The following is a 21,973-nucleotide window of genomic DNA, read 5'->3' on the forward strand; positions in this document are numbered from 1 at the left end:
GATTCGCCACAAGGGCGCGTGGCGGCTTATAGAGCGAGTTGAGATCGGATGGAACCTTTCGCCATCGAGGGAAAGAAAAGGCTGCGGCAGGCTGTCTTTTCGGTCACGATGTTGCCGATTCCTGAAAAAGGGTGACGACAAATGGATTTCGACTTGATCGTGCGCGGCGGCACGCTGCCGGATGGCAGGGTTGCCGATATCGGCATTGCCGGCGAGACCATCGCCGCGATCGAACCAAAGCTCGAGGGTTCGGCGCCGGCCGAAATCGACGCGAGCGGCAATCTCGTCTCGCCGCCCTTCGTCGACCCGCATTTCCATATGGATGCAACACTGTCCTACGGCATTCCGCGCATCAATGCGTCGGGTACGCTGCTCGAAGGCATCGCGCTATGGGGCGAGCTGAAGCCGCTGCTGACACATGAGGCCGTGCGCGAGCGCGCGCTCGCCTATTGCGACTGGGCCGTGTCGATGGGCCTGCTCGCCATCCGCAGCCATGTCGATGTCTGCGACGACCGGCTGCTCGCGGTCGAAGCCCTGCTCGATGTCAAGAAAACCGTCGCGCCCTATCTCGACCTGCAACTGGTCGCCTTTCCGCAGGATGGCCTCTACCGCTCGCCCAATGCTCGTGAAAACACCATCCGCGCGCTCGACATCGGCGTCGACATCGTCGGCGGCATCCCGCATTTCGAGCGCACCATGGCCGAGGGCGCCCGCTCGGTGACGGAGCTTTGCGAGATCGCGGCCAAACGCGGCCTGATGGTCGACATGCATTGCGACGAGACCGACGATCCGCTGTCGCGCCATATCGAGCAACTGGCCTATGAAACGCAGCGCCTTGGGTTGCAGGGCAGGGTGGCCGGGTCGCACCTCACATCGATGCATTCGATGGACAATTATTACGTCTCGAAGCTTTTGCCGCTCATCGCCGAGGCCGGTGTATCGGCAATCCCCAATCCGCTGATCAACATCATGCTGCAGGGGCGCCACGACACCTTCCCGAAGCGGCGCGGCCTGACCCGGGTCAAGGAGATGCAGGCGCTCGGCATCAGCGTCGGCTGGGGCCAGGATTGCGTGCTCGATCCCTGGTACTCGCTGGGCACCGCCGACATGCTCGACGTCGCCTTCATGGGCCTGCATGTCGCGCAGATGTCGAGCCCTGCCGACATGGCGCGCTGCTTCGACATGGTGACTAACGTCAACGCCGCCATCATGGGGCTCGATTATCTGGGCCTGGCGGTCGGCAAGCGTGCGAGCCTCGTCGTGCTCGATGCCGGCAATGCGATCGAGGCCGTTCGCCTGCGTCCCGAGCGCCTCTGCGTCATCGCCAGGGGCAAGGTGGTGGCCGAACGCACTAGCCAGGAAACACGGCTGTCGATCGCGGGACGGCCGGCGCAAGTGAACCGGCGGCATAAAACAGCGTAGGTTCTCTGCCTCCCGGGTTGACCACTCGCATTGGCGGCGCTTTCGCCAATCCAGGTCAGCGATCTGCTTTGTTGGGGCAGAACATCACGGTTCGCAATTGGCCGGAACGCTCGTGACTTCGTCATTCTATGGCGAAGCAAGGAGCGAAGCGACGCAGCGCAGACCATAGAATCCATTCCGTGACGTACGAGCTTTGCGGCGGTCCAGAATGGCCTCCGTCCTGCGCCGCGTTTCGCCTCTTCGCGCGAGGTCACGGAATGGATCCTCGGGTCTGCGCGTCCGCTTCGCTCCCGCTTCGCCCGTGGATGACGAAGTTCCGGTGTTTCGGTCAACCTCGATTCCCGGCGCTGGTCTTACGAATTTCCCTCGTCAAACCCCTGGCTTGCGGCTAGGGAGCGGCATGGCCTCTCTCGCCCGCAATTTCACGATCAGGAACATGTTGCTCGCCGGCATCCTGTTGATGCTGGCCGGCGACTTCATGTTCGCGCTGAACGACGCGATGGGCAAATGGCTGGTCGCTTCCTTCTCCGTCGGACAGGTGGTGCTGATCCGCTCGATCGGCGCCTTCATCGTGCTGGGTCCGATGATCGCCAACCAGGGCACGGCCAGGCTGTTTCACACGGACCGGCCGCTTTTGCAGTTCCTGCGTGTCGTGGCCACCACCGCCGATACCGGGCTTTTCTACGCCGCGGTCGTCTACCTGCCGCTGGCCGACGTGATGAGCTTCTACATGGCCGGGCCGATCTACGTCGCGGCGCTGTCGCACTTGCTGCTCGGCGAAAAGGTCGGCTGGCGGCGCTGGCTGGCGATCCTGGTCGGCTTCTGCGGCGTGCTGATCATCCTCAAGCCGTCCTCGGCGGCCTTCTCGCTGTCGTCGGCCTTCGCGCTGGTCGGCAGCATCGCCTTCGGCTTCGCCATCATCCTCGGCCGCCTCCTGCGCGGCACCAGCGACACGACTTTGGTCACCTGGCAGACGATCGGCACACTGATTGTCGGCGGCCTGCTCACCATCGGCGCTTGGCGCACGCCCTCGGCGCTCGATTTCGGCGCCATGCTTCTGCTCGGCGTCGTCTCTTGTGCCGCGCATCTGATGATCACCAGGGCATTGAAGCTGGCGCCGGCCTCGACGCTGGCGCCGCTGCACTACAGCCTGCTTCTGTGGGCGGTGGTCTTCGGACTGGTCTTCTTCGGCGACGTGCCCAGCCCGCGCATCCTCGTCGGCGCGGCCATCGTCGTGCTTGCCGGCATGTTCATCTTCCATCGCCAAAAGGTGGTGGAGACCGAGGTGCCGCCGGAGAACGTGCCGAAGGGCGTGAATTAGGGTCTAGGCCTGCGTTCACCCTTCTCGCACGGCGGCGAGGTGCCGCGAAAATTCCGCGGTCTCCATCAGCGCATTGCAGCGGGCAAAGCGGCCGTCGGCATAGGCGCGAAAATCGTCGGCCGGATTGTCGTTGGCGAGCTGGATCAGTCCCCAGAGCGTCCAGAGCAGGTCGCACATCGCTTTGTAGATGACGATACGTCCGCGCGCCGCCGGCCTCGCCTCGCCGCCGAAATAGGCGCGCATCAGTTCCTCGTCCTGGTCCGCATCGAACCTGCCCTCGACCGAGAGGTCGCCGAGGTCCCACAGCGGATCGTTCATGCCGGAATATTCCCAGTCGACGATCCACATCCGCTCGCCCGTATCGAGGAAATTCTCGCACAGCGGGTCGCAGTGGCAGGCGGCGAGCGGGATGGCGTGCGCAGCAAGCGCCGCGCACACCGCGCCTGCCTCGCGCACCACATTGTGATAGCCGGCGGGCAGCGCCACGTCCTTTGTCGACAAGACCTTGAGATAGTCGTCGATCATCGCGAACAATTCGAAGCGGAAGGGAAACACCGCGCCCGATGAATGCAGCTTGCGGAAGGCTTGGCCCGCTCGCGCGGGGCTGCCCGACCGCGCCTTGAATTTCTCCGGCGACATCGTCTCGGCGCCGGCGATGAAGCGCGTCGCCATCAGGCCGGACGCCGGATCGGCATAAAGCACTTCGGGACTGACGTCGGCCTTGGCCGCCTCGCGCGCCGCCACCGCCTCATTGGCGCGGTTGATATATTCTTGCGTGCCCTTGCCGGGAATGCGCAGACACGCTTCGCCGGCCCGGTAAACCTTGTTGGTCAGGCCGCCCAAACGCTCCAGCGGTCCGTCATAGCCTGCCAGCGCCGGAATGGCGGCCAACGCGGCGCGCGCCTCGTCCATCGTCATCCCCTTTACCATCACACGATGTTTTATAGCGGAACGGTTCCACAGTTTTTGCCGCTTGGCTACCATTGCGGAGGCGAATCGGCGGCGGGAGCAGAAATGGCGGACGGCAAGCACAACAACGCGCTAAGCGCGGCCTACGCCGCGAAGCGGCCTGAGGAAGTGGCGGCGATCTATGACAGCTGGTCCGAGACCTATGATGCCGACATGTCGGCCGCCGGCTATCGCCACCCAACGATCTGCCTGGCGCTGCTTGCCAGGCACTTGCCGCGCGGCGCCGAACCCTTGCTCGATGCCGGCGCCGGCACTGGCCTGATCGGCGAATGGCTGGCCATCACCGGCTATCCGAAGGTCGAGGCGCTCGACATCTCGCAAGGCATGCTGGACAAGGCCGGCGCCAAGGGCGTCTACAGTGCGCTGCATCGCCTGGCGATGGGCGACGCTTTGCCCTTCGCCGACGGCGTCTATGCCGGCATTGTTTCGGCGGGCGTCTTCACCTCGGGCCATGTCGGGATCGAGGGACTGGACGAGTTGATCCGCATCTGCCGTCCAGGCGGGATCATCGTGCTGACCGTCAAGAACACGCTGTGGCAATCAGGCTTCGCCGAGCGCATTGCCGGACTTGAGGCTCAGGGCAGGTTGAAGCGCGTCGAGGAAACGGCGCCTTACGCCTCGATGCCGGGCGAGTCCGATACGGTACCAAGCAGGGGACTTGTGCTGCGCGTCAGCTGACCATTCCGTCGGTCAGGCCTTTATCCTTGCCCCGGCCGGATCGTACATCGCTTCGAGATGGATCTTTGCCGGCGTGCGTTCCATCGCCACGACAAGCTCATAGTCGCCCGAGGCCAGAAAATCGTCGCTGACGCCGTCGGCATTGCGCACATAGCCGTAGCCGATGTTCTTCTCCACCGTGTAGCCGTAGCCGCCGCTGGTGAGATAGCCGACCGGCTCGCCATTGCGCAGGATCGTCTCGCGTCCGACCAGCACGATCTCCGGGTCGTCCACCGTGAAGCCGGCAAAGCGTTTCGTCGGCGGTTTGCCGGCTGCCTTCTCCAGCGCCAGGCGTCCGACGAAGTCGGTATTCTTGCGAAGCTTCACGGCCCAGCCAAGACCCGCTTCCAGCGGAGTGTCGTTCGGCGTGATGTCGGAACCCCAGGCGCGATAGCCCTTTTCCAGCCTGAGCGATTCCAGCGCCCGGTAGCCGACCGGGCGAATGCCATGCGCCTTGCCCGCCGCCATCAGCGCATCGAAAACCTCGCCGGTTGCGGCGATCGGCACATGCAGTTCCCAGCCGAGCTCGCCGACATAGGTGACGCGCAGCGCCTTCACGCTATGGCCGGCTATTGCGATCTCGCGCGCATGGCCGAAGGGGAAGGCCGCGTTCGACACATCGGCGTCCGTCACCGCCGACAGCACGTCGCGGGCGCGAGGTCCCATCAGCGACAGCGTGCCGAAATCCTCCGTGACGTCGGTCAGTCTGGCATCCAGGCCGGGGCCGATATGGTCGGCGATCCAGGACAGGTCATGCGTGCGGAAGCCGGTGCCGGTGACGATGTAGAACCGGTCCTCGCCGAGCCGCGACACGGTAAGATCGGCCTCGATGCCGCCGCGCGTGTTGAGAAGCTGCGTGTAGGTCAGGCGTCCGACCGGCTTGTCGACATCGTTGGCGCAGATCCAGTCGAGCGCCTTCAGCGCGTCAGTGCCGGTCAGCTCATATTTGGCGAAGGACGACTGGTCGAAGATGCCGACCTTCTCGCGCACATGAAGGTGCTCGTCGCCGACCGGGCCGAACCAGTTCTGGCGGCCCATTGAATAGACGTCCTCGGCGACCGCGCCGTCCGGCGCGAACCAGTTCGGCCGCTCCCAGCCAAGCTTTGAGCCGAACACGGCGCGATGCGTCTTCAGCCGCTCGTAGAGCGGCGAGACGATGCGCGGCCGCCCGGACAGATATTCCTCGTGCGGGAAGCTGATCGTGTAGTGCTTGCCATAGGCTTCCAGCGTGCGGTCGCGGACCCAGTCGCGGTCGCGGTGCAGGCCGGAGAAGCGGCGGATGTCGACCACCCACAGGTCGAGCGGCGCCTCGCCGTCGACCACCCATTGCGCCAGCACCCAGCCGGCGCCGCCGCCGGACGCTATGCCGAAGGCGTTGAAGCCGGCGCCGACGAACATGTTGGCGCATTCCGGCGCTGCGCCGAGGATGAAGTTGCCGTCCGGCGTGAAACTCTCCGGTCCGTTGATCATCTGCTTGACGCCGGCGGTCTGCAGCGCCGGAACGCGCGTGATCGCCTGGGTCAAATGCTGTTCGAAATGATCGTAGTCGTCGTCGAACAGGCGGAACTCCCAGTCGTTCGGGACATCGCCGCCGGGAAGTCCGGTTGCCCAGGCCTGCGGGTTGGGCTCATAGCCCCCCATCACCAGCCCGCCTACCTCTTCCTTGAAATAGGTGCGGCGGTCGGGGTCGCGGATTGTCGGCGCGTCGGTCGCCAGGCCCGCGATCTTCTCGGTGATGATGTACTGATGCTTGACCGGCTGCAGCGGCACGTTGATGCCGGCCATCGCGCCGACCTGCCTTGCCCATTGTCCAGCGCAGTTCACCACCTTGTCGCAGGCGATGTCGCCCTGTGAAGTCTTCACCGCCGCGATGCGGCCGTCCTTCATCGTAAAGCCGGTGACGCGCACGCCCTCGAACAGTTTCGCGCCATGCATGCGCGCGCCCTTGGCGAGCGACTGGGCGATGTCTGAGGGGCTTGCCTGCCCGTCGCTCGGCAGCCAGGAGGCGCCGACAAGGTCGCCTGTTTCCATCAGCGGCCACATGCGCTTCACTTCCGCCGGCGACAGCAACTGCATATCCATGCCGAAGCTTTTGGCCGTCGTCGCCAGCCGCTTGAACTCGGTCCAGCGGTCGGCATTCGTCGCCAGCCGCAGGCAGCCGGTCATCTTCCAGCCGGTCGCCAGGCCCGTCTCGGCCTCCAGCCCCTTGTAGAGCTCGACCGAATATTTGAGCACGCGCGTGATCGAGGCCGAGGAGCGCAGCTGCCCGACAAGGCCGGCGGCGTGCCAGGTCGAGCCCGAGGTCAGCTTGCCCTGCTCGAGCAGCACCACGTCCGCCCGGTGGTCGCGCGCCAGGTGGTAGGCAGTGGAACAGCCGATGATGCCGCCGCCGATGACGACGATTTCGGCATGGCTGGGCAAGGTCATGATCTGGTTCCGTATTTCGTCCGGTAGTTGTCCAGCGCCGCGTCGAGCCGGACGAGGTTTTCCTCGCTATAGGCGATATAGTCGATGCCGGGTGCGTCGAGATAAAGCTCGGACACCATGCTCCACATCGCTTCGCGCAGCAGCGAGGCGCATTGCATGGCGGCATGCGAGCGGCGGATTTCGCCGTCCGGCTCCTTCATGAAATAGGCGGTCATGAAGGCGAAGGATTCATCATCGCTCAGGCCGGCGTTGGAGGCGGCGCCGGCGAGGTCGAACATTGCCGTGTTGAAGCCGGCATACTCGAAATCGATCAGCCACAGTCGCTTGCCGTCGTCGAGGATGTTGGCCGGCAAAAGATCGTTGTGGCCGAAGACGATCGGCAGCAGCTTTTGCGCCCGCTCGAGCTCGTCCGCCAGGGCCAGATAACGTGGCAGCTCGCTCTTCTTGCGGCTGCCGCCCTCGTCCAGCGTGCGCGCATAGTCGCGGATGACGTGGAACACCCAGAACATGAAGCCGGCGCCGGAGACATGCTTCGGCATCTCGCGGTGAAAGCCGCGCAGCAGCGCCGCCACGCGGCCGAGATTGGCCCGCACATCCTCTCCCAGGAAGGTCTTGGCGCCGAGAAATTCCGTCACCAGGATACCGGGCTCGGCATAATGCACGGCCGGCGCGAAGCCCGCCGCATGCGCCGCCCGTGCCGTCATCACCTCGCGCTCGCGAAAGACATGGTGGAACGGGAAGTCCTGGCCGAAGCGCACGACATGCCGCCCGGCCGCGTCCGTCACGACAAAATTGGCGTTGCTGAGGCCGCCCGGCAGCAGCTCGATCTCGATGCCGCCATTCCAGCACGGCAGGGCGCGGATGCGGTCTTCGGCGCTCACGGCTTCGCTCCGGCCCCAACCGGTCCCGCGGAAAACAAGGCTGGGAGGACATGAAAAAGCCTCGTCGGTGCGAGACGCCAGGATCGGTATCCCGCACCGCACCGACGAGCCCCTTGGCCAGGCATGGTATCCCGGCATCCGCCCCCGCGGATTCGATAAAAGCTCGCGCCTGGCTGGTTCCAGGCGATCTGGTCACTAGGTTGCGGCTCTGCCATCACCCTCCCGCGGCAGTTCCGAGCCTGTCACAAGGTCAATGTCACGCCAGCGTGGCAGCGCTGTCAATCCAAAAGCTGTGACCTTTTTTGGGGGTTTTGCCCGAAAATATAAGCAACTCCTTTCAAAGCGCTGCCAAAGCCTTAAATTCGGTCAGAATCCCCGGACACACCGATGATCCATTCGAAACGGCATGGCGAAATCCTGCGGCTCCTCAGCGAGGAGGGCACGATCACCATAGCCAGCCTCGCCGAGCGGCTCGGCGTCTCGCTGGAAACAGTGCGGCGCGATGTCAAGCCGCTCGCCGATGACGGGTCGGTGCTGAAGATGCACGGTGCCGTGGGCCTTGCCTCGATGCTAAGCGAGGCGCCGTTCGAACGGCGCATGCGCGACAATGCCGAAGCCAAGCGCCTGATCGCCAGGATGGTCGCAGCCACGATCCGCGATGGCGAGGCGATCATGCTCGATACCGGCACGACCACGTCCTTCCTTGCGCGCGAGCTGCTCGGCCATCGCCGGCTGACGGTGGTCACCAATTCCTCCGACATTGCCCGTACGCTGGCGACGGTGAATGGCAACAAGGTCTACATGGCGGGCGGCGAGCTGCGCAGCGATTCAGGCGCGGCTTTCGGCATTTCGGCGATTGAGTTCGTCAGCCGATTTTCGGTCGATCATGCGGTGATCTCGATCGGAGCCGTCGACGCGGCCGCCGGCCTGACCGACTATGATCTGGACGAGGCGGAGTTCGCCCGCATGGTGCTCTCGCGCGGCCAGCGCTCGCTGGTCGTCACCGACCATTCCAAGTTCGGCCGCCAGGGACTGGTCCGGGTCTGCGGCTTCGACGGCTTTTCCGAGCTCGCCACCGACCAGCCGCCGCCACGCGATATAGCCGCAGCGCTGGGCCAGGCCGGCGCCCGGGTCAGTATCGCCGCGGCCTGACGTCGCCCAAGGAATAAGAGCTAGCCGAACACCAGCGACTGGTGCGCCGCAACCCCGGCCATCGCGCCGCCAGACACCGCGAAGGCGATGTTGTGCATCAGGCGCGCGGCGTCTCCGGCGGCAAAGACGCCAGGCACCGATGTCTGCTGCTTGTCGTCCACGACGATCGCCTTGCCGAGCGGGCCTTCGTTGAAGGCGCAGCCCAGCTGCTCGGCAAGCGGGCTTGCCATCACATTACGCGGCGCGGTGAACAACGCCCGCACGCTCGCGCTGCGATTGCCGTCGAGCCTGACGACCAGGCCGCCGGACCCGCTATCCTGCACTTCGCTCACCTTGCCCGACTCGAACCGGATGTTGCGCTTCTCCAATATCCGCGCCTGGTCCGCATCCGGTTCGAACAAACCGTCGGCGAACAGCGTGACCTCGCCCCAGTCGGAGATCAGCTCGGCCTGGTGCAGCGACATCGGTCCGTTCGCCAGCACGCCGAGCGGCCCGCCGGCCACCTCGTAGCCGTGGCAATAAGGACAATGCAGCACTGTCTTGCCCCACTGCGCGGCCAGTCCGGGAACATCCGGCAGGATGTCCCGGACACCGGTGGCCAGCACCAGCCGCGTCGCGCCGAAGCCCTCGCCATCGTTCATCCAAACCTCGAAGCTGGTGCCGGCAATGGCCGCCCGCTCGGCGCGGCCCTCGATCACCCTGACGGTGGGATAGGCGAGCAGCTGTCCCCTGGCCTCGTCGAGAATGTCCGCCGGCGCCCGTCCATCCTGGCCGAAGAAGCCGTGCGAATGTTCGGCGAAGCGGTTCCGCGGCTGCCCGGCATCGATCACCAGCACCTTGCGCCGCCCGCGCGCCGCATACATGGCGGCGGACAGGCCGGCAAAGCTGCCGCCGACGACGATCACATCATACTGCATGGCTGGATACTCCAATGAGGTCATAACGGCGGCGAAAATCGGTCGTCAGGTCGGCCAGCGTGATATTGCTGAGCCGCTCAGTAAGCAGCCTTTCCGCCTCCAGGCGAAAATCGTCGAGCACGGCGATGACCGCCTGCTCGACGAGGCATCCGGGACTTTCCGGCTCGGTGCTGAACGGCAACAGCGTCTCGCCGAGCGCGCCGCTGATCTCGGCCAGCGAGATCTTGTCGGGCGCGCGGCCGAGCTGCCATCCGCCGCCATGGCCGCGCGACGAGGTGACGATGCCGGCCTCCCGCAGCCCGGCAATGGTGCGGCGCACCACCACCGGGTTGGTGTGGATGAAGCCGGCAAGCTCTTCGGATGTCAGCGCCCGCTCGGGGGCCTCGGCCATATGGACCAGGATATGCAGGGTCGAGGACAGGCGGCTGTGGCGTTTCATGTAACTTAGCTAGTTACGAAATGCGCTAGATGTCAAGCTCGACTGGACTGCCGCACCGGCAAGGTTGTGCGGCCAGCGTCGACAGCCGCGCGGCATCCTGCAACCGCCTGGCGCGCTCCGGTGTTGCCGGCAGCGCGGCGAGCCGGGGGTGTTGAGGATGGCGACCGGCGTTCTGAATTCATGCGCGGCATCGATCGGGAAACGCTTGTGCTGTGCGTAACCGGCATCGAGCCGCGAGCCCTTTCTTTCGTGCCACCACGCGATGCGCAATGTCCATGCAATCCGCTACCCGCAAACAGCGCCTTGTCGAATGCCGGGCAGTCCCGAATCGCCCGCGCAAGCAATGAGGTCAACATGCCTGCAAGCGATGCTCTATCCTTCCTGATGGCCTGGACGCTGGCGCCGTTCCGGGTGGGTTCGATCACGCCCTCGAGCCCGAGCCTGGCGGCGCTGATGACGCACGAGATCGGTCCCGAGACTGGTCCGGTGCTGGAGCTCGGGCCGGGCACCGGTCCTTTCACCCGTGCCCTGCTGCAGCGCGGGATCCGCGAAAGCGATCTGACGCTGGTCGAGTCCGACCCGGATTTCGCCTCGCTGCTCGCGCGCCGCTTCCCGGCGGCGCGTATTGTCGAGATGGATGCGGCCTGCCTGCGCCATCTGCCGCTGTTCGATGGCCCGGTCGTCGGCGCGGCGGTCAGCGGACTGCCGTTTCGCCTGATATCGCCGCGCAAGTCATCCGCGATCCTGGAAGGCGTCTTTGCCAGTCTTCGGCCGGGCGCGGCGCTCTACCAGTTCACTTATGGCCGCCGGTGTCCTTTCGACCAGACGGTGCTCGACAGGCTCGACCTCGAGGCGGTCCGTATCGGCGGCACCTTTCGCAACTTTCCGCCGGCGTCGGTCTATCGTGTCTCCAGGATCAAGAGCCTCGGCACCTATGACTGGCGCTTCGCATAACCGATCTCCTGTCGGCGGCACTCGGGCTTGGCCTGATCGGGCGCCGCCTGTCTCGCTCTCACCGAAAAGATCCTGCCTGTGCCGCCGTCGCACGTGCTGCTGCTCTTTCTCGGCATGACCAGGGCGTCTGACTTGGCGGCACTCGGCGTCCTGCTGGCGATGACGACATTGGCTCCGACGGCCGGTTGCCTGTTCTGGTATTCGATGCGTGCCCGGCTCGGGCCTGCGCGCGCCGAAGCCCTCGTCGGGCGCTTCGGCCGCTATATATTCCTTCGCCACGAAACCTATCTGCGTTTCTCCGGCGCCTACCGCCGCAACCACATGCGAGCCTCGCTGCTGGCGCAGTTCGTGCCGACGGTGCGCAATTATCTGCCGATCACGCCGGCGCGCTGCGCCGGCGTGATCAAGCCGGCTGCGCCCGCTTCCTTTCCCGCGCGCGCCGGTGTTTAGTCCGGCCATGGCTTTCACCATCCGCCAATTGCAATTCTTCGTCGCCGTCGCCGAGCAGGGCACCGTCTCGGGCGCCGCGCAGAACCTGTCGATTTCCCAGTCCTCGGTCACCGAGGCGATCAAGGAGCTGGAGAGCGATCTCGGCGTCGAGCTCTTCGAGCGCCATCCGCGCGGCCTCAACATCACCCACAAGGGCCATCAGTTCCTGCGCCACGCGACCAAGATCCTGGCCGACGTTTCCGACGCGCGCCGCTCTTTCTCCAGCGAGCAGGCCGCCGCCGGCGGCCGTCTGCAGCTCGGCGTCACCTCGCTGGTCGCCGGCTATGTCCTGTCCGACCTGCTCGCCCGCTACCGGCGCGCCTATCCCGGCGTCGAGGTCTCGGCAATCGAGGACAATGGCGATTATCTCGAGCACCTTCTGGTCGGCGGCAAGCTCGACATCGCCGTCATGGTGACGTCCAACCTGCGCGACCGCACGGCGCTGCAGTCGGAAATCCTGGAAGTCTCGGCCTACAGGCTGTGGATTCCGCTCAGCCACAGGCTCGCCAGCGCCGACATCATCGGGGTCAATGACATCGTCTCCGAGCCGCTGATCATGCTCACCGTCGACGAGATCGAGGAGAACACCGGCAAGCTGCTGTCGGCGATCGGCGCCAGGCCGCATGTTGCCTTCCGCACCCGCTCGGTCGAGGCGGTGCGCAGTCTGGTCGCAACCGGCGCCGGCGTGGCGCTGCTGCCCGACCTCGTCTACAGGCCCTGGTCGCTGGAAGGCGACCGCATCGAATCGCGCGACGTTTCCGGCTCGCTGCCGGTGGTCCAGGTCGGCACGGTCTGGCGTCGCGGCTCCGCCCTGCCGCAGGCCGCGCGCGATTTCATCGGCCTCGCGCAGTCGCAGCGTATGGTGCGCCAGCGGCTGTGATCAAGCAATTCCAGGAAAAGTGTGGAGCGGTTGGGTTCGGCGACTTCGCCGTAGCCTTCCGTCCGGAATTGCATCAAACAAAGATATCGGTAAAACCGATATCGGCTTTCTGATAAATGAATTTGCGAAACCGGATTTTTCACCGCACTTTCGCTCAGGGAACAAAGCTGCGCCCCGAGAGCGCTGCCGTCGGAGCATGAAGCTCCGACCCTTTGTAGTTTGCGCATGATCCTTTCCGAAAACCGAGCCGGTTTTCGGGGGCATGCGCCAAAATGGGAGATCGACGATGAATGCATTCCTGAAGTCGTGCACGGCGCTGACTGTCGCGCTGACTTTTTCCGCCCAGGCCATGGCCCAGGTCAAGGAGCTCGGCAAGGGCGAGGGCGAGGTCAACATCGTTGCCTGGCCCGGCTATATCGAGCGCGGCGAGACCGACAAGGGCTATGACTGGGTGACGGCTTTCGAGAAGGAAAGCGGCTGCAAGGTCAACGTCAAGACCGCCAACACCTCGGACGAGATGGTCTCCCTGATGAACGAGGGCGGCTTCGACCTGGTCACCGCATCGGGCGATGCTTCACTGCGCCTCGTTGCCGGCAAGCGTGTGCAGCCGATCAACACCGATCTCATCCCAAGCTGGAAGACCGTCGACGACCGGCTGAAGGACGCGCCCTGGTTCACCGTCGACAAGGTGCATTACGGCGTCCCCTATCAGTGGGGCCCGAATATCCTGATGTACAACACCGAAGTCTTCAAGGAAGCGCCCAAGAGCTGGAACGTCGTCTTCGAGGAAATGAAGCTGCCCGACGGCAAGTCGAACAAGGGCCGCGTCCAGGCCTATGACGGCCCGATCCATATCGCCGACGCCGCCAACTATCTGATGTTCCACAAGCCGGAGCTCGGCATCAAGGACCCTTACGAACTCAACGAAGACCAGTACAACGCGGCGCTCGATCTCTTGCGCACGCAGCGCACGCTGGTCGGCCGCTACTGGCATGATGCCGCGATCCAGGTCGACGACTTCCAGAACGAGGGCGTGGTCGCTTCCGGCTCGTGGCCCTATCAGGTCAACACGCTGGTCGCCGCCAAGAAGCCGGTCGCCTCGACCGTGCCGGAAGAGGGCGTCACCGGCTGGGCCGACACCACCATGATGGAAGCCGACGCCGCCCATCCGAACTGCGCCTATATGTGGCTCGAGCATTCCTTGTCGCCGAAGGTCCAGGGCGACGTTTCGGCCTGGTTCGGCTCGCTGCCCGTCGTGCCCGCCGCCTGCAAGGGCAACGAGCTTTTGACCGACGATGGTTGCAAGACCAACGGTTACGACAATTTCGACAAGATCAAGTTCTGGAAGACGCCGGTGTCGAAATGCGCCAGCCAGAACGACCAGTGCGTGCCCTATTACCGCTGGGTGTCGGACTATATCGGCGTCATCGGCGGCCGGTGAAGTCGCTTCGCTGAGAGCTTGGCGCTGCCCCTCACCCTTACCCTCTCCCCGTGAAGAACGGGGAGAGGGAGTCGCCGGCGTTGGAGTGCTTCCCTTTTCCCCGTCGCGACGGGGAGAAGGTGCCGGCAGGCGGATGAGGGGCAGCGCCGTTGCCTGAAATTTGACGAGCCTGACAGATCAGGACAGCCCATGACCTCTGCCGTTTCCTTCAAACAAGTCTCGCGCCATTTCGGCAGCGTGCGCGCCGTCGACGCCGTCGATCTCGACATCGTGCCCGGCGAGTTCTTCGCCATGCTCGGGCCGTCCGGGTCCGGCAAGACGACCTGTCTCAGGCTGATCGCCGGCTTCGAGCAGCCGACGACGGGCTCGATCTCCATCTTTGGCGAGCGCGCCGAAGGCGTTCCGCCCTATCGCCGCAACGTCAACACCGTCTTCCAGGATTACGCGCTGTTTCCGCATTTGAACGTGCTCGACAACGTCGCCTACGGCCTGATGGTCAAGGGCGTCGGCAAGGCCGAGCGGCTCAAGACGGCCGAGGAAACGCTGTCGCTGGTGCGCTTGCCGGGCTACGGCGCGCGCCGCCCCGGCCAGCTCTCCGGCGGCCAGCGCCAGCGCGTGGCGCTCGCCCGAGCGCTGGTCAACCAGCCCAAGGTGCTTTTGCTCGACGAGCCGCTCGGCGCGCTCGACCTCAAGCTGCGTGAGAACATGCAGGAGGAGTTGAAGTCGCTGCAGAAAGTGCTCGGCATCACCTTCGTCTTCGTCACCCACGACCAGGGCGAGGCGCTGTCCATGGCCGATCGCGTCGCCGTCTTCAACGACGGCAAGATCATGCAGGTCGGCACGCCGGAGGATATCTACCAGCGGCCGAACACGCGCTTCGTCGCAGATTTCGTCGGCTCGTCCAATGTGCTGCCGCCGGATTTCGTCCAGCGCTATTCCGGCCAGCACCGCTGGGGCAGCCTGCGCCCGGAGTCCATCCGCGTTTCCAGCGCGGCAAGCGGCGACGGTGTCGCCGCCCGCCTGGTCGGGACCAATTATCTCGGCGCCACGACGAGGCTGGCGCTCGATGCCGACGGGTTGAGGCTGCATGCGGTGCTGCCGGCCGGCACGGCGCTGCCGGCCGAGGGCGAGGCGGTGATGCTGACCTTCAACCGCGACAGCCTGCATCTGATGGACGAGCCGGCATGACCGTGCTCGGGATAGTGGCCAGTCAGGCAGGCGAGGCGCTCTACGACGCCCCCCTCTGGCCTGCCGGCCATCTCCGCCACTTGGGGGGAGATCAGCAGTTCAGCAGCCGGCTCTCTCCTTCTAACGTCGGTGATTGGCGAAAGCGGCCGCGACATCCAATCTCCCCCCTCGTGGGGGAGATGTCCGGCAGGACAGAGGGGGGCGCGAAGGATCTCGGCTTCCCCCACAATGCCCTTCAACACGCGGTGGCGCTATGACCATCGCTGCTGTTCAAGCCAACCCCACTCCCGCCATCCTGCCCGGCAGCGGCGGCCCGCGGGGCGCCCTTTCGGACCTCTTCTGGCGTCGGCCGAAATTCCTGCTCACGCTGATGCTCGCCCCGCCGCTTCTGTGGCTGGGCATCGTCTATATCGGCTCGCTCTTTGCCCTGCTGGCACAGAGCTTCTTCTCGATCGACGAGTTTTCCGGCCTCATCAACCGCGAGTTCACGCTGAAGACCTATGGCGACCTGTCGCAGGCCGCCAATCTCGACATCATCCTGCGCACGGTGACGATGGCGGCGCTGGTCACGCTTGCTTCGGCGATCATTGCTTTCCCCATTGCCTATTACGCGGCGCGCTATGCGCGCGGCCGCTGGAAGGCGCTGTTCTATCTCGGCGTCATGTTGCCTCTGTGGTCGAGCTACCTGGTCAAGATCTATGCCTGGAAGCTGATCCTCGCCAAGGAAGGCATCCTCACCTGGCTGCTGGCCAAGCTCAACCTGCTTTGGCTGCTCGACGGCTGGCTGTCGCTCCCCGTTGTCGGCGGCAACTCGCTGTCGGTCTCCTTCACCGGCACGTTCATCGTCTTCGTCTATGTCTGGCTGCCTTTCATGATCCTCCCCGTTCAGGCCGCGCTCGAACGCGTGCCCGGCAATCTCGTCGAGGCCTCTTCCGATCTCGGCGCCTCACCCGGCCAGACCTTCCGCAACGTGCTGTTCCCGCTGGCGCTGCCCGGCATTGTCGCAGGCTCGATCTTCACCTTCTCGCTGACCTTGGGCGATTACATCATCCCGCAGATCATCGGCACCTCGCGGCTGTTCATCGGCCAGGCCGTCTATTCGCAGCAGGGCACCGCCGGCAACATTCCTTTGGCCGCCGCCTTCACCGTGGTGCCCATCGTCATCATGGGCTTCTATCTCTGGGGCGCCAAGCGCATGGGGGCCTTCGATGCGCTCTGACCGTGGTCAATCCGCTCCGCTCGGCCTGAAGATCGCCGCCGCCTGCGGCCTGCTCTTCCTGCATTTGCCGATCCTGCTGATCTTCGTCTATGCCTTCACGACGGAGGAAAAGAGTTTCGTGTGGCCCCCGCCGGGGCTCACCGCGCAATGGTTCGCCGTCACCTGGAACCGGCCCGACGTATGGGAGGCGCTGTCGCTGTCGGTCCGCGTCGCCGCCATCTCGACGGCGATCGCGCTGGTGCTCGGCACGCTCTGCGCGGGGGCCGTCTCGCAGACGCGCTTCTTCGGCCGGGAGGCCATCTCTTTGCTGGTCATCCTGCCGATCGCGCTGCCCGGCATCATCACCGGCATAGCCCTGCGCTCCGCTTTCGCGCTCGCCGACATCCCGTTCTCGTTCTGGACGATCGTGCTCGGCCACGCCACCTTTTGCGTGGTCGTCGTCTACAACAACGCCGTCGCCCGCTTTCGCCGCACCTCGGGCTCGATGATCGAGGCTTCGATGGATCTCGGCGCCGACGGTTTTCAGACCTTCCGGCATGTCGTGCTGCCGAACATCGCAACCGCGCTGCTTGCCGGCGGCATGCTCGCCTTCGCGCTGTCCTTCGACGAGGTCATCGTCACCACCTTCACCGCCGGGCAGCAGCAGACCGTGCCGATCTGGATGCTGGAAGAGCTGATCCGCCCGCGCCAGCGCCCGGTCACCAATGTCGTGGCCATGGTCGTGGTGCTGGTGACGCTGCTGCCGATCCTCTTTGCCTATTACCTGACCCGCGACGGCGATCAGATTGCGGGCAGTGGAAAATGAAAAACAGCGAATAGGGAGTAGCGAATAGCGAATAGGGAAATCGATGGCCCAACCCTACTCGCTATTCGCTACTCCCTATTCGCTCCTGTTAAGGGAGAAATCCAATGGACACCCAAATGCTGATCGGCTCGAGATTCGAGAAGGGCACTGAGGCCGAGGAGCCGATCCTCAATCCGAAGACCGGGGCGACGATCCTCAATCTGCCGGAGGCTAGTCCGGTGCAGATCGAAGCCGCCGTCAGGGCCGCCGAACAGGCGTTCGTCAGTTGGTCGCGCACGACGCCGGCGCAGCGCTCCGGCTATCTCTTGAAGGTTGCCGACCGCATCGAAGCCGAAGCGAAGGAGTTCGCGGCGCTCGAAGCGCTGAACTGCGGCAAGCCGATCAACGCCGTGCTCAATGACGAGATTCCGGCGATCGTCGACTGCTACCGGTTCTTCGCCGGCGCGGTGCGCTCGATGCCCGGCCAGGTGGCTGGCGAGTATATTCCGGGCCACACCTCGATGGTGCGGCGCGACCCGATCGGCATCGTCGCTTCCATCGCGCCCTGGAATTATCCGCTGATGATGATGGCCTGGAAGCTGGCGCCCGCGATCGGCGGCGGCAACACGGTCGTCTTCAAGCCGTCGGAGCAGACGCCGCTGACGGCGCTGAAACTGGCGAGGATCCTTTCCGAGATCCTGCCCGAGAGCGTCGTCAATGTCGTGCTCGGCCGCGGCGACAGCGTCGGCAACACGCTGATCAACCACCCCAAGGTCAACATGATCTCGATCACCGGCGACGTTGCCACCGGCAAGAAAGTGCTGCAGGCGGCCGCCAAGTCGGTCAAGCGCACGCATCTGGAGTTGGGCGGCAAGGCACCTGTCATCGTCTTCGACGACGCCGACCTCGGCGCCGTGGTCAACGGCCTGCGCGCCTTCGGCTACTACAATGCCGGTCAGGACTGCACGGCCGCCTGCCGCATCTATGCCGGCAAGAAGATCTACGACAAGCTCGTCGCCGACCTCTCCTCGGCCGTCTCGACCATCAAGTACAACCAGCCGGACGATACCGACAATGAGATCGGGCCGCTGATCTCGCGTCGCCAGCGCGACCGTGTGTCGAGCTTCGTCGAGCGCGCTTCGGAACTGAAGCACATCGAGATCACCACCGGCGGCAAGCCGGGCGAAGGTTCCGGCTTCTATTATCAGCCGACGGTCGTCGCCGGCGCGCTCCAGGAGGACGAGATCGTGCGCCGCGAGGTGTTCGGTCCGGTCGTTTCGGTCACCCGCTTCACGGATGTCGATGAGGCGGTGAACTGGGCGAACGACAGCGACTACGGCCTTGCCTCGTCGGTATGGACCAAGGACGTCTCGCGCGCCATGGCGACCGCTGCCCGCCTGCAATATGGCTGCACCTGGATCAACACCCATTTCATGCTGACCAACGAGATGCCGCATGGCGGCTTGAAGCAGTCCGGCTACGGCAAGGACATGTCGCTCTACGCGCTGGAGGATTACACCGCCGTCCGCCACGTCATGGTGGCGCACGGGTAGTGCAGCTTTCTCTTCTCCCCCTGTGGGAGAAGGTGGATCGGCGCGCAGCGCCGAGACGGATGAGGGGTGTTCCAGCTTGGCGCCAAGTCACCCCTCACCCGGATTGCCGGCCGGATTGCGAAGAGCAATTCGGAGGCAATCCGACCTCGGCGACGGTCCCTGTGTCGGCAGAGGCAGCGTAAAACTAAGCAGCCGTCCTGCCCATCTCCGATGTCGCGGGCTTGATGTTCTGGTTGACCCGGAAGACGTTGAGGGGGTCATAGGTGCGCTTCACCTGGCTCAGCCGCTCGTAGTTTGCGCCATAGCTCGCCCGCACGCGTGCTTCACCTTCGTCGTCCATCATGAAATTCACGTATCCGCCTTCGCCATTATGGGGATGGATGCTCGCCCAGTAATTCTTGGCCCATTTGGTGAGGTCGGCGGCCTTACCTGGATCGGGATCGATGCCGGCGATGACCATTGACCAGGTTGCGTCGCGCGCGTTCCATGCCGTCTCGTTCTTGCCGATGCGGCGAACGGCGCCGTCGATCGGGTAAAGATGCATGAGCGACAATTCGCTCGGCGCCTCGGCGGCCTGCGCGATATGGGTCGCGATGGCTTCGTCGGGAAGCGACTTGACGAAATCGCCCTTCCAATACCATTGCAGGCCCTTCGGAAGCAGCGGATCGAACAGCGCCTGCAGGGCCGGGAACGGCATCACGCCCATCCAGTTGAAGATCGGCGGCGGCAGAGTGTCGAGCAGTGGCGCCATGGCCTTGCGGCCGTCCTCCTCGGTGCCGTTGTAGCAGGAAATGATGGCGCATGCGCGTTTGCCCCAGTATTCGCGCGGGAAGGGGTCGGTCGAGGGAACGGTTTTCAGGCCGACAAAAGCGCCAAGATCTTCCGGCGCCTCCGGCAGGTAGTCGCGATAGGTCTGCATGACGGCCAGCGCATCCTTGGCCTCCCAGAACACCGGGCCGCCGAAGATCATGTTCACAGGATGGGCCTGGAACAGGAAGCTGGTCACGACGCCGAAATTCCCGCCGCCGCCCCGCAGCGCCCAGAACAGGTCGGGGTTCTCCGCTTTGCTGGCTGTCACCACGCTGCCGTCGGCCAGCACCAGATCGGCTTCGACCAGATTGTCGATGGTGAGGCCGTATCTGCGTGTGAGATAGCCCGTCCCGCCGCCGAGTGTTAGGCCGGCAACGCCCGTGGTCGAGACGATCCCGGCCGGAACGGCCAACCCGAAAGGATGGGTGGCATGGTCCACGTCGCCCGAAGTGCAGCCGGGTGCGACCCTCACGGTGCGCGTTTTCGGATCGACGTGGACCCCCTTCATCATCGACAGGTCGATGACGAGCCCGTTGTCGCAAATCCCCAACCCGGCGCCGTTGTGCCCGCCGCCGCGCACGGCGATCAGCAAGTCGTTGTCGCGCGCGTATTTTACAGCGGTGATCACGTCGGCGACATCGGCGCAACGCGCAATCAGCAGCGGGCGCTTTTCGATCATGCCGTTATAGACCTTGCGGGCTTCGTCATACCCGGCATCGTCACGCGCGATCACGTCTCCGCGCAGGCTTTCACGCAGTTTTGCATGGGTTTCGTCGGTCATCGATTTGCTCCCTTGATTGCGCCCATCGCCATGCGGCGTCGGCGCGACGCATTTGTTGCTTCGTTATGCCGCCTCGACGGACGGGTGCGTTGGATGGTGCAGGAACAGCACATTGCACCAATCCGGTGCGCGCCGCTTCGCCCGAAAGGACCAGCGGAGCATGGCCCGGGTGAGCCATGGTATGGCGGCAGGGCCGCCGGATTGGCCGTGCCGGGATGCTCGGTCCCTGGTCTTGTCGATCTGATGGTGACGAGTGGCCGCCCGCGTCGCAGCCGCTCGCGCCTTCGTGCTCGCCGGCGGCCTCTCAGCCCCGGCTCTTCGACGATGCAGCTATTCCACGATCCGGAAGATCGTCCATTGGCTGGTGCCCGACACCACATAGGGCTCCAGCTCCTTGCCCCATTTGGCATGCGCGTCGATCTTGGCGATCTTGGCGAAGAATTCCTCCAACTGGGCCAGGCTTTCGACCTGATGGTGCGCCTCGATCGTCGCTTCGCGCGCACCCACGGAACCGGTCATGAGCTGGAACTTCATGTCGGCGAGCCCGACCTGCGAGCCGATCTCGCTCTCCCATTTGCGCATCAGCTCGAGCGCGGCCTGCTTGTGACCGAACTTGGCGTCGATCTGCCATCTGGCACTGAACATTTTGGTTCTCCTCCCTGATTTGCGGTTGAGCCCGCTGTTAACTATTCGTCCCAGGCCTGCACGACGGTCTGCCGCGCGATCCGCCCGTTCTTCAGCTCCACCATCGCCGCGCAGTACACTTTCGTGCCGTCCGGATAGGCGCAGGCTTGCATAAAGGCGAGGTTGTCCCCCTCGGCAATGGTGGTATCCACCTTGTGGGTCATCGCCCGGCTGCAGATGTCATCCCAGAAGGTGCTGATCGCCGCCCGGCCGCGGATCTCGCGCGGTTTGCTCGGCGGATTGTTGCGGTCGATCACCCGCACCAGCGCGTCGTCATTGTAGAAGCTCGATAGGAGCTTGCCGTCACGGCCTTCGATCGCCTTCTTGATCGCCGCGCCGTCCACTGTCTGTGTCTTGGTCAGCATGTCGTCCTCCATGTGCCCATCGTCTGGGCGGTTGATATGCGAAAGTGCCGCCCGGTGCTTGGTGCCGGGCAGGGGTTTTTTCACTGCGACTTGGTTTTGACTGCCGCGAACAGGTCGTCGGTCTGCTTCTTGAAGGTCGCCAGGTCGACCTGGCTGCCGTTGAGCATCGTCGACCAGTGGCGGACGATCGCCGCCATCGCGATGGCCTCCTTGATCTCCTCGTCGCTCGCACCGTTCGCCTTGGCCGCCAGCGTGTGGAAATAGATGCAGTACTGGCAGGGGATCTGCGAGGCGACCGCGAGACCCATCAGCTCCTTGGTCTTGCCGTTGAGGGCGGTGTTCGGATTGAGCTGCACGCCCTTGATTTCGGCCCATGCGCCTGCGACCGCCACATCGGGCAAAATCTTGAACATGTCCGGCACCGTGCCGAGCGTGGCCTGGATGTCCCTGTAGGCGGCGGTAGCCGAAGCGTCTTCGGCCATCGCGGGGGTGATGGCCAGCAATGCGCCCGCGGCAAATGCCAGCAATCCGATCTTGCGACTGAGTTTCAGCATTTCATCCTCCATTTGGCGGGGCCTTT

At 64.6% G+C, this 21,973-nt stretch carries 21 protein-coding genes and 1 pseudogene; 12 read left to right on the forward strand and 10 right to left on the reverse strand.

Annotated elements, in window-relative coordinates:
• Positions 1 to 141 precede the first annotated feature (141 nt).
• Entirely contained in the window at positions 142 to 1,422 is a 1,281-nt protein-coding gene (locus FJ419_RS03050; RefSeq protein WP_140687420.1) for an amidohydrolase family protein, read from the forward strand.
• Positions 1,423 to 1,822: 400 nt separating this feature from the next.
• Positions 1,823 to 2,743, forward strand: coding sequence for a DMT family transporter (locus FJ419_RS03055; protein ID WP_140687422.1), 921 nt, complete (start codon positions 1,823 to 1,825; stop codon positions 2,741 to 2,743).
• 15 nt (positions 2,744 to 2,758) lie between these two features.
• Here FJ419_RS03055 and FJ419_RS03060 read toward each other — a convergent pair whose 3' ends face one another.
• A complete protein-coding gene (locus FJ419_RS03060; RefSeq protein ID WP_140687425.1) occupies positions 2,759 to 3,661 on the reverse strand; it encodes a phosphotransferase family protein in 903 nt (300 codons plus the stop codon).
• A gap of 96 nt (positions 3,662 to 3,757) precedes the next feature.
• Between FJ419_RS03060 and FJ419_RS03065 the strand changes: the two genes are divergently transcribed.
• Complete coding sequence (locus tag FJ419_RS03065; RefSeq protein WP_140687427.1) at positions 3,758 to 4,390, forward strand: class I SAM-dependent methyltransferase; 633 nt, start codon at positions 3,758 to 3,760, stop codon at positions 4,388 to 4,390.
• A 12-nt stretch (positions 4,391 to 4,402) separates the two neighbouring features.
• Here FJ419_RS03065 and FJ419_RS03070 read toward each other — a convergent pair whose 3' ends face one another.
• Both FJ419_RS03070 and FJ419_RS03075 read right to left on the reverse strand, forming a co-directional pair.
• Entirely contained in the window at positions 4,403 to 6,856 is a 2,454-nt protein-coding gene (locus tag FJ419_RS03070) for an FAD-dependent oxidoreductase (protein ID WP_140687429.1), read from the reverse strand.
• A complete protein-coding gene (locus tag FJ419_RS03075) occupies positions 6,853 to 7,737 on the reverse strand; it encodes a phosphotransferase family protein (RefSeq protein WP_140687431.1) in 885 nt (294 codons plus the stop codon). Before FJ419_RS03075 ends, FJ419_RS03070 begins: the two co-directional genes overlap by 4 nt.
• A gap of 387 nt (positions 7,738 to 8,124) precedes the next feature.
• On the opposite strand from FJ419_RS03075, the gene FJ419_RS03080 reads away from it, so the two are divergent.
• Positions 8,125 to 8,889, forward strand: coding sequence for a DeoR/GlpR family DNA-binding transcription regulator (locus FJ419_RS03080; RefSeq protein ID WP_140687433.1), 765 nt, complete (start codon positions 8,125 to 8,127; stop codon positions 8,887 to 8,889).
• Positions 8,890 to 8,909: 20 nt separating this feature from the next.
• On the opposite strand, the gene FJ419_RS03085 is transcribed toward FJ419_RS03080, so the two are convergent.
• From FJ419_RS03085 to FJ419_RS31080, 3 genes and pseudogenes are all read right to left on the reverse strand, one after another.
• Positions 8,910 to 9,806, reverse strand: coding sequence for an NAD(P)/FAD-dependent oxidoreductase (locus FJ419_RS03085; RefSeq protein ID WP_140687435.1), 897 nt, complete (start codon positions 9,804 to 9,806; stop codon positions 8,910 to 8,912).
• Positions 9,796 to 10,245, reverse strand: a complete 450-nt coding sequence (locus FJ419_RS03090) for an Rrf2 family transcriptional regulator (RefSeq protein WP_140687437.1) — start codon at positions 10,243 to 10,245, stop codon at positions 9,796 to 9,798. The genes FJ419_RS03085 and FJ419_RS03090 overlap by 11 nt, the downstream gene beginning before the upstream one ends.
• A 73-nt stretch (positions 10,246 to 10,318) precedes the next feature.
• Positions 10,319 to 10,482, reverse strand: a pseudogene (locus tag FJ419_RS31080) (sensor histidine kinase); the annotation flags it as partial.
• Between the two features lie 117 nt (positions 10,483 to 10,599).
• Here FJ419_RS31080 and FJ419_RS03100 point away from each other — a divergent pair.
• The 8 genes from FJ419_RS03100 to FJ419_RS03140 all read left to right on the forward strand — a co-directional run bounded on the left by FJ419_RS03100 (position 10,600) and on the right by FJ419_RS03140 (position 18,753).
• Positions 10,600 to 11,199: a methyltransferase domain-containing protein gene (locus FJ419_RS03100; protein WP_140687439.1), complete on the forward strand. Its 600-nt coding sequence runs from the start codon at positions 10,600 to 10,602 to the stop codon at positions 11,197 to 11,199.
• A gap of 78 nt (positions 11,200 to 11,277) precedes the next feature.
• Positions 11,278 to 11,649, forward strand: a complete 372-nt coding sequence (locus tag FJ419_RS03105; protein WP_140687441.1) for a hypothetical protein — start codon at positions 11,278 to 11,280, stop codon at positions 11,647 to 11,649.
• Between the two features lie 7 nt (positions 11,650 to 11,656).
• Positions 11,657 to 12,568: a LysR substrate-binding domain-containing protein gene (locus tag FJ419_RS03110; RefSeq protein ID WP_140546017.1), complete on the forward strand. Its 912-nt coding sequence runs from the start codon at positions 11,657 to 11,659 to the stop codon at positions 12,566 to 12,568.
• Between the two features lie 286 nt (positions 12,569 to 12,854).
• A complete protein-coding gene (locus FJ419_RS03115; RefSeq protein WP_140687444.1) occupies positions 12,855 to 14,009 on the forward strand; it encodes an ABC transporter substrate-binding protein in 1,155 nt (384 codons plus the stop codon).
• Positions 14,010 to 14,198: 189 nt separating this feature from the next.
• Positions 14,199 to 15,197 carry an ABC transporter ATP-binding protein gene (locus tag FJ419_RS03120; RefSeq protein ID WP_140687446.1) on the forward strand — a complete coding sequence of 333 codons (999 nt, stop codon included), beginning with the start codon at positions 14,199 to 14,201 and terminating at the stop codon, positions 15,195 to 15,197.
• Between the two features lie 253 nt (positions 15,198 to 15,450).
• Entirely contained in the window at positions 15,451 to 16,416 is a 966-nt protein-coding gene (locus tag FJ419_RS03130; protein ID WP_140687448.1) for an ABC transporter permease, read from the forward strand.
• Complete coding sequence (locus FJ419_RS03135; protein ID WP_140687450.1) at positions 16,406 to 17,221, forward strand: ABC transporter permease; 816 nt, start codon at positions 16,406 to 16,408, stop codon at positions 17,219 to 17,221. The genes FJ419_RS03130 and FJ419_RS03135 overlap by 11 nt, the downstream gene beginning before the upstream one ends.
• Positions 17,222 to 17,325: 104 nt before the next feature.
• A complete protein-coding gene (locus FJ419_RS03140; protein ID WP_140687452.1) occupies positions 17,326 to 18,753 on the forward strand; it encodes a gamma-aminobutyraldehyde dehydrogenase in 1,428 nt (475 codons plus the stop codon).
• 184 nt (positions 18,754 to 18,937) lie between these two features.
• On the opposite strand, the gene FJ419_RS03145 is transcribed toward FJ419_RS03140, so the two are convergent.
• The 4 genes from FJ419_RS03145 to FJ419_RS03160 all read right to left on the reverse strand — a co-directional run bounded on the left by FJ419_RS03145 (position 18,938) and on the right by FJ419_RS03160 (position 21,947).
• Positions 18,938 to 20,344 (reverse strand): FAD-binding oxidoreductase, encoded by a 1,407-nt coding sequence (locus FJ419_RS03145; protein WP_140687454.1) that lies wholly within the window; start codon positions 20,342 to 20,344, stop codon positions 18,938 to 18,940.
• Between the two features lie 330 nt (positions 20,345 to 20,674).
• Positions 20,675 to 20,989 (reverse strand): hypothetical protein, encoded by a 315-nt coding sequence (locus FJ419_RS03150; protein WP_140687456.1) that lies wholly within the window; start codon positions 20,987 to 20,989, stop codon positions 20,675 to 20,677.
• A 41-nt stretch (positions 20,990 to 21,030) separates the two neighbouring features.
• Complete coding sequence (locus tag FJ419_RS03155) at positions 21,031 to 21,405, reverse strand: nuclear transport factor 2 family protein (protein ID WP_246679110.1); 375 nt, start codon at positions 21,403 to 21,405, stop codon at positions 21,031 to 21,033.
• Between the two features lie 68 nt (positions 21,406 to 21,473).
• The gene (locus FJ419_RS03160; RefSeq protein WP_140687458.1) at positions 21,474 to 21,947 is read right to left on the reverse strand and encodes a carboxymuconolactone decarboxylase family protein; all 474 of its coding nucleotides are present in this window, start codon (positions 21,945 to 21,947) and stop codon (positions 21,474 to 21,476) included.
• Between the last annotated feature and the right edge of the window lie 26 nt (positions 21,948 to 21,973).

This window comes from Mesorhizobium sp. B2-6-2 (assembly GCF_006440615.1).
In the GTDB taxonomy this organism is placed as follows: domain Bacteria; phylum Pseudomonadota; class Alphaproteobacteria; order Rhizobiales; family Rhizobiaceae; genus Mesorhizobium.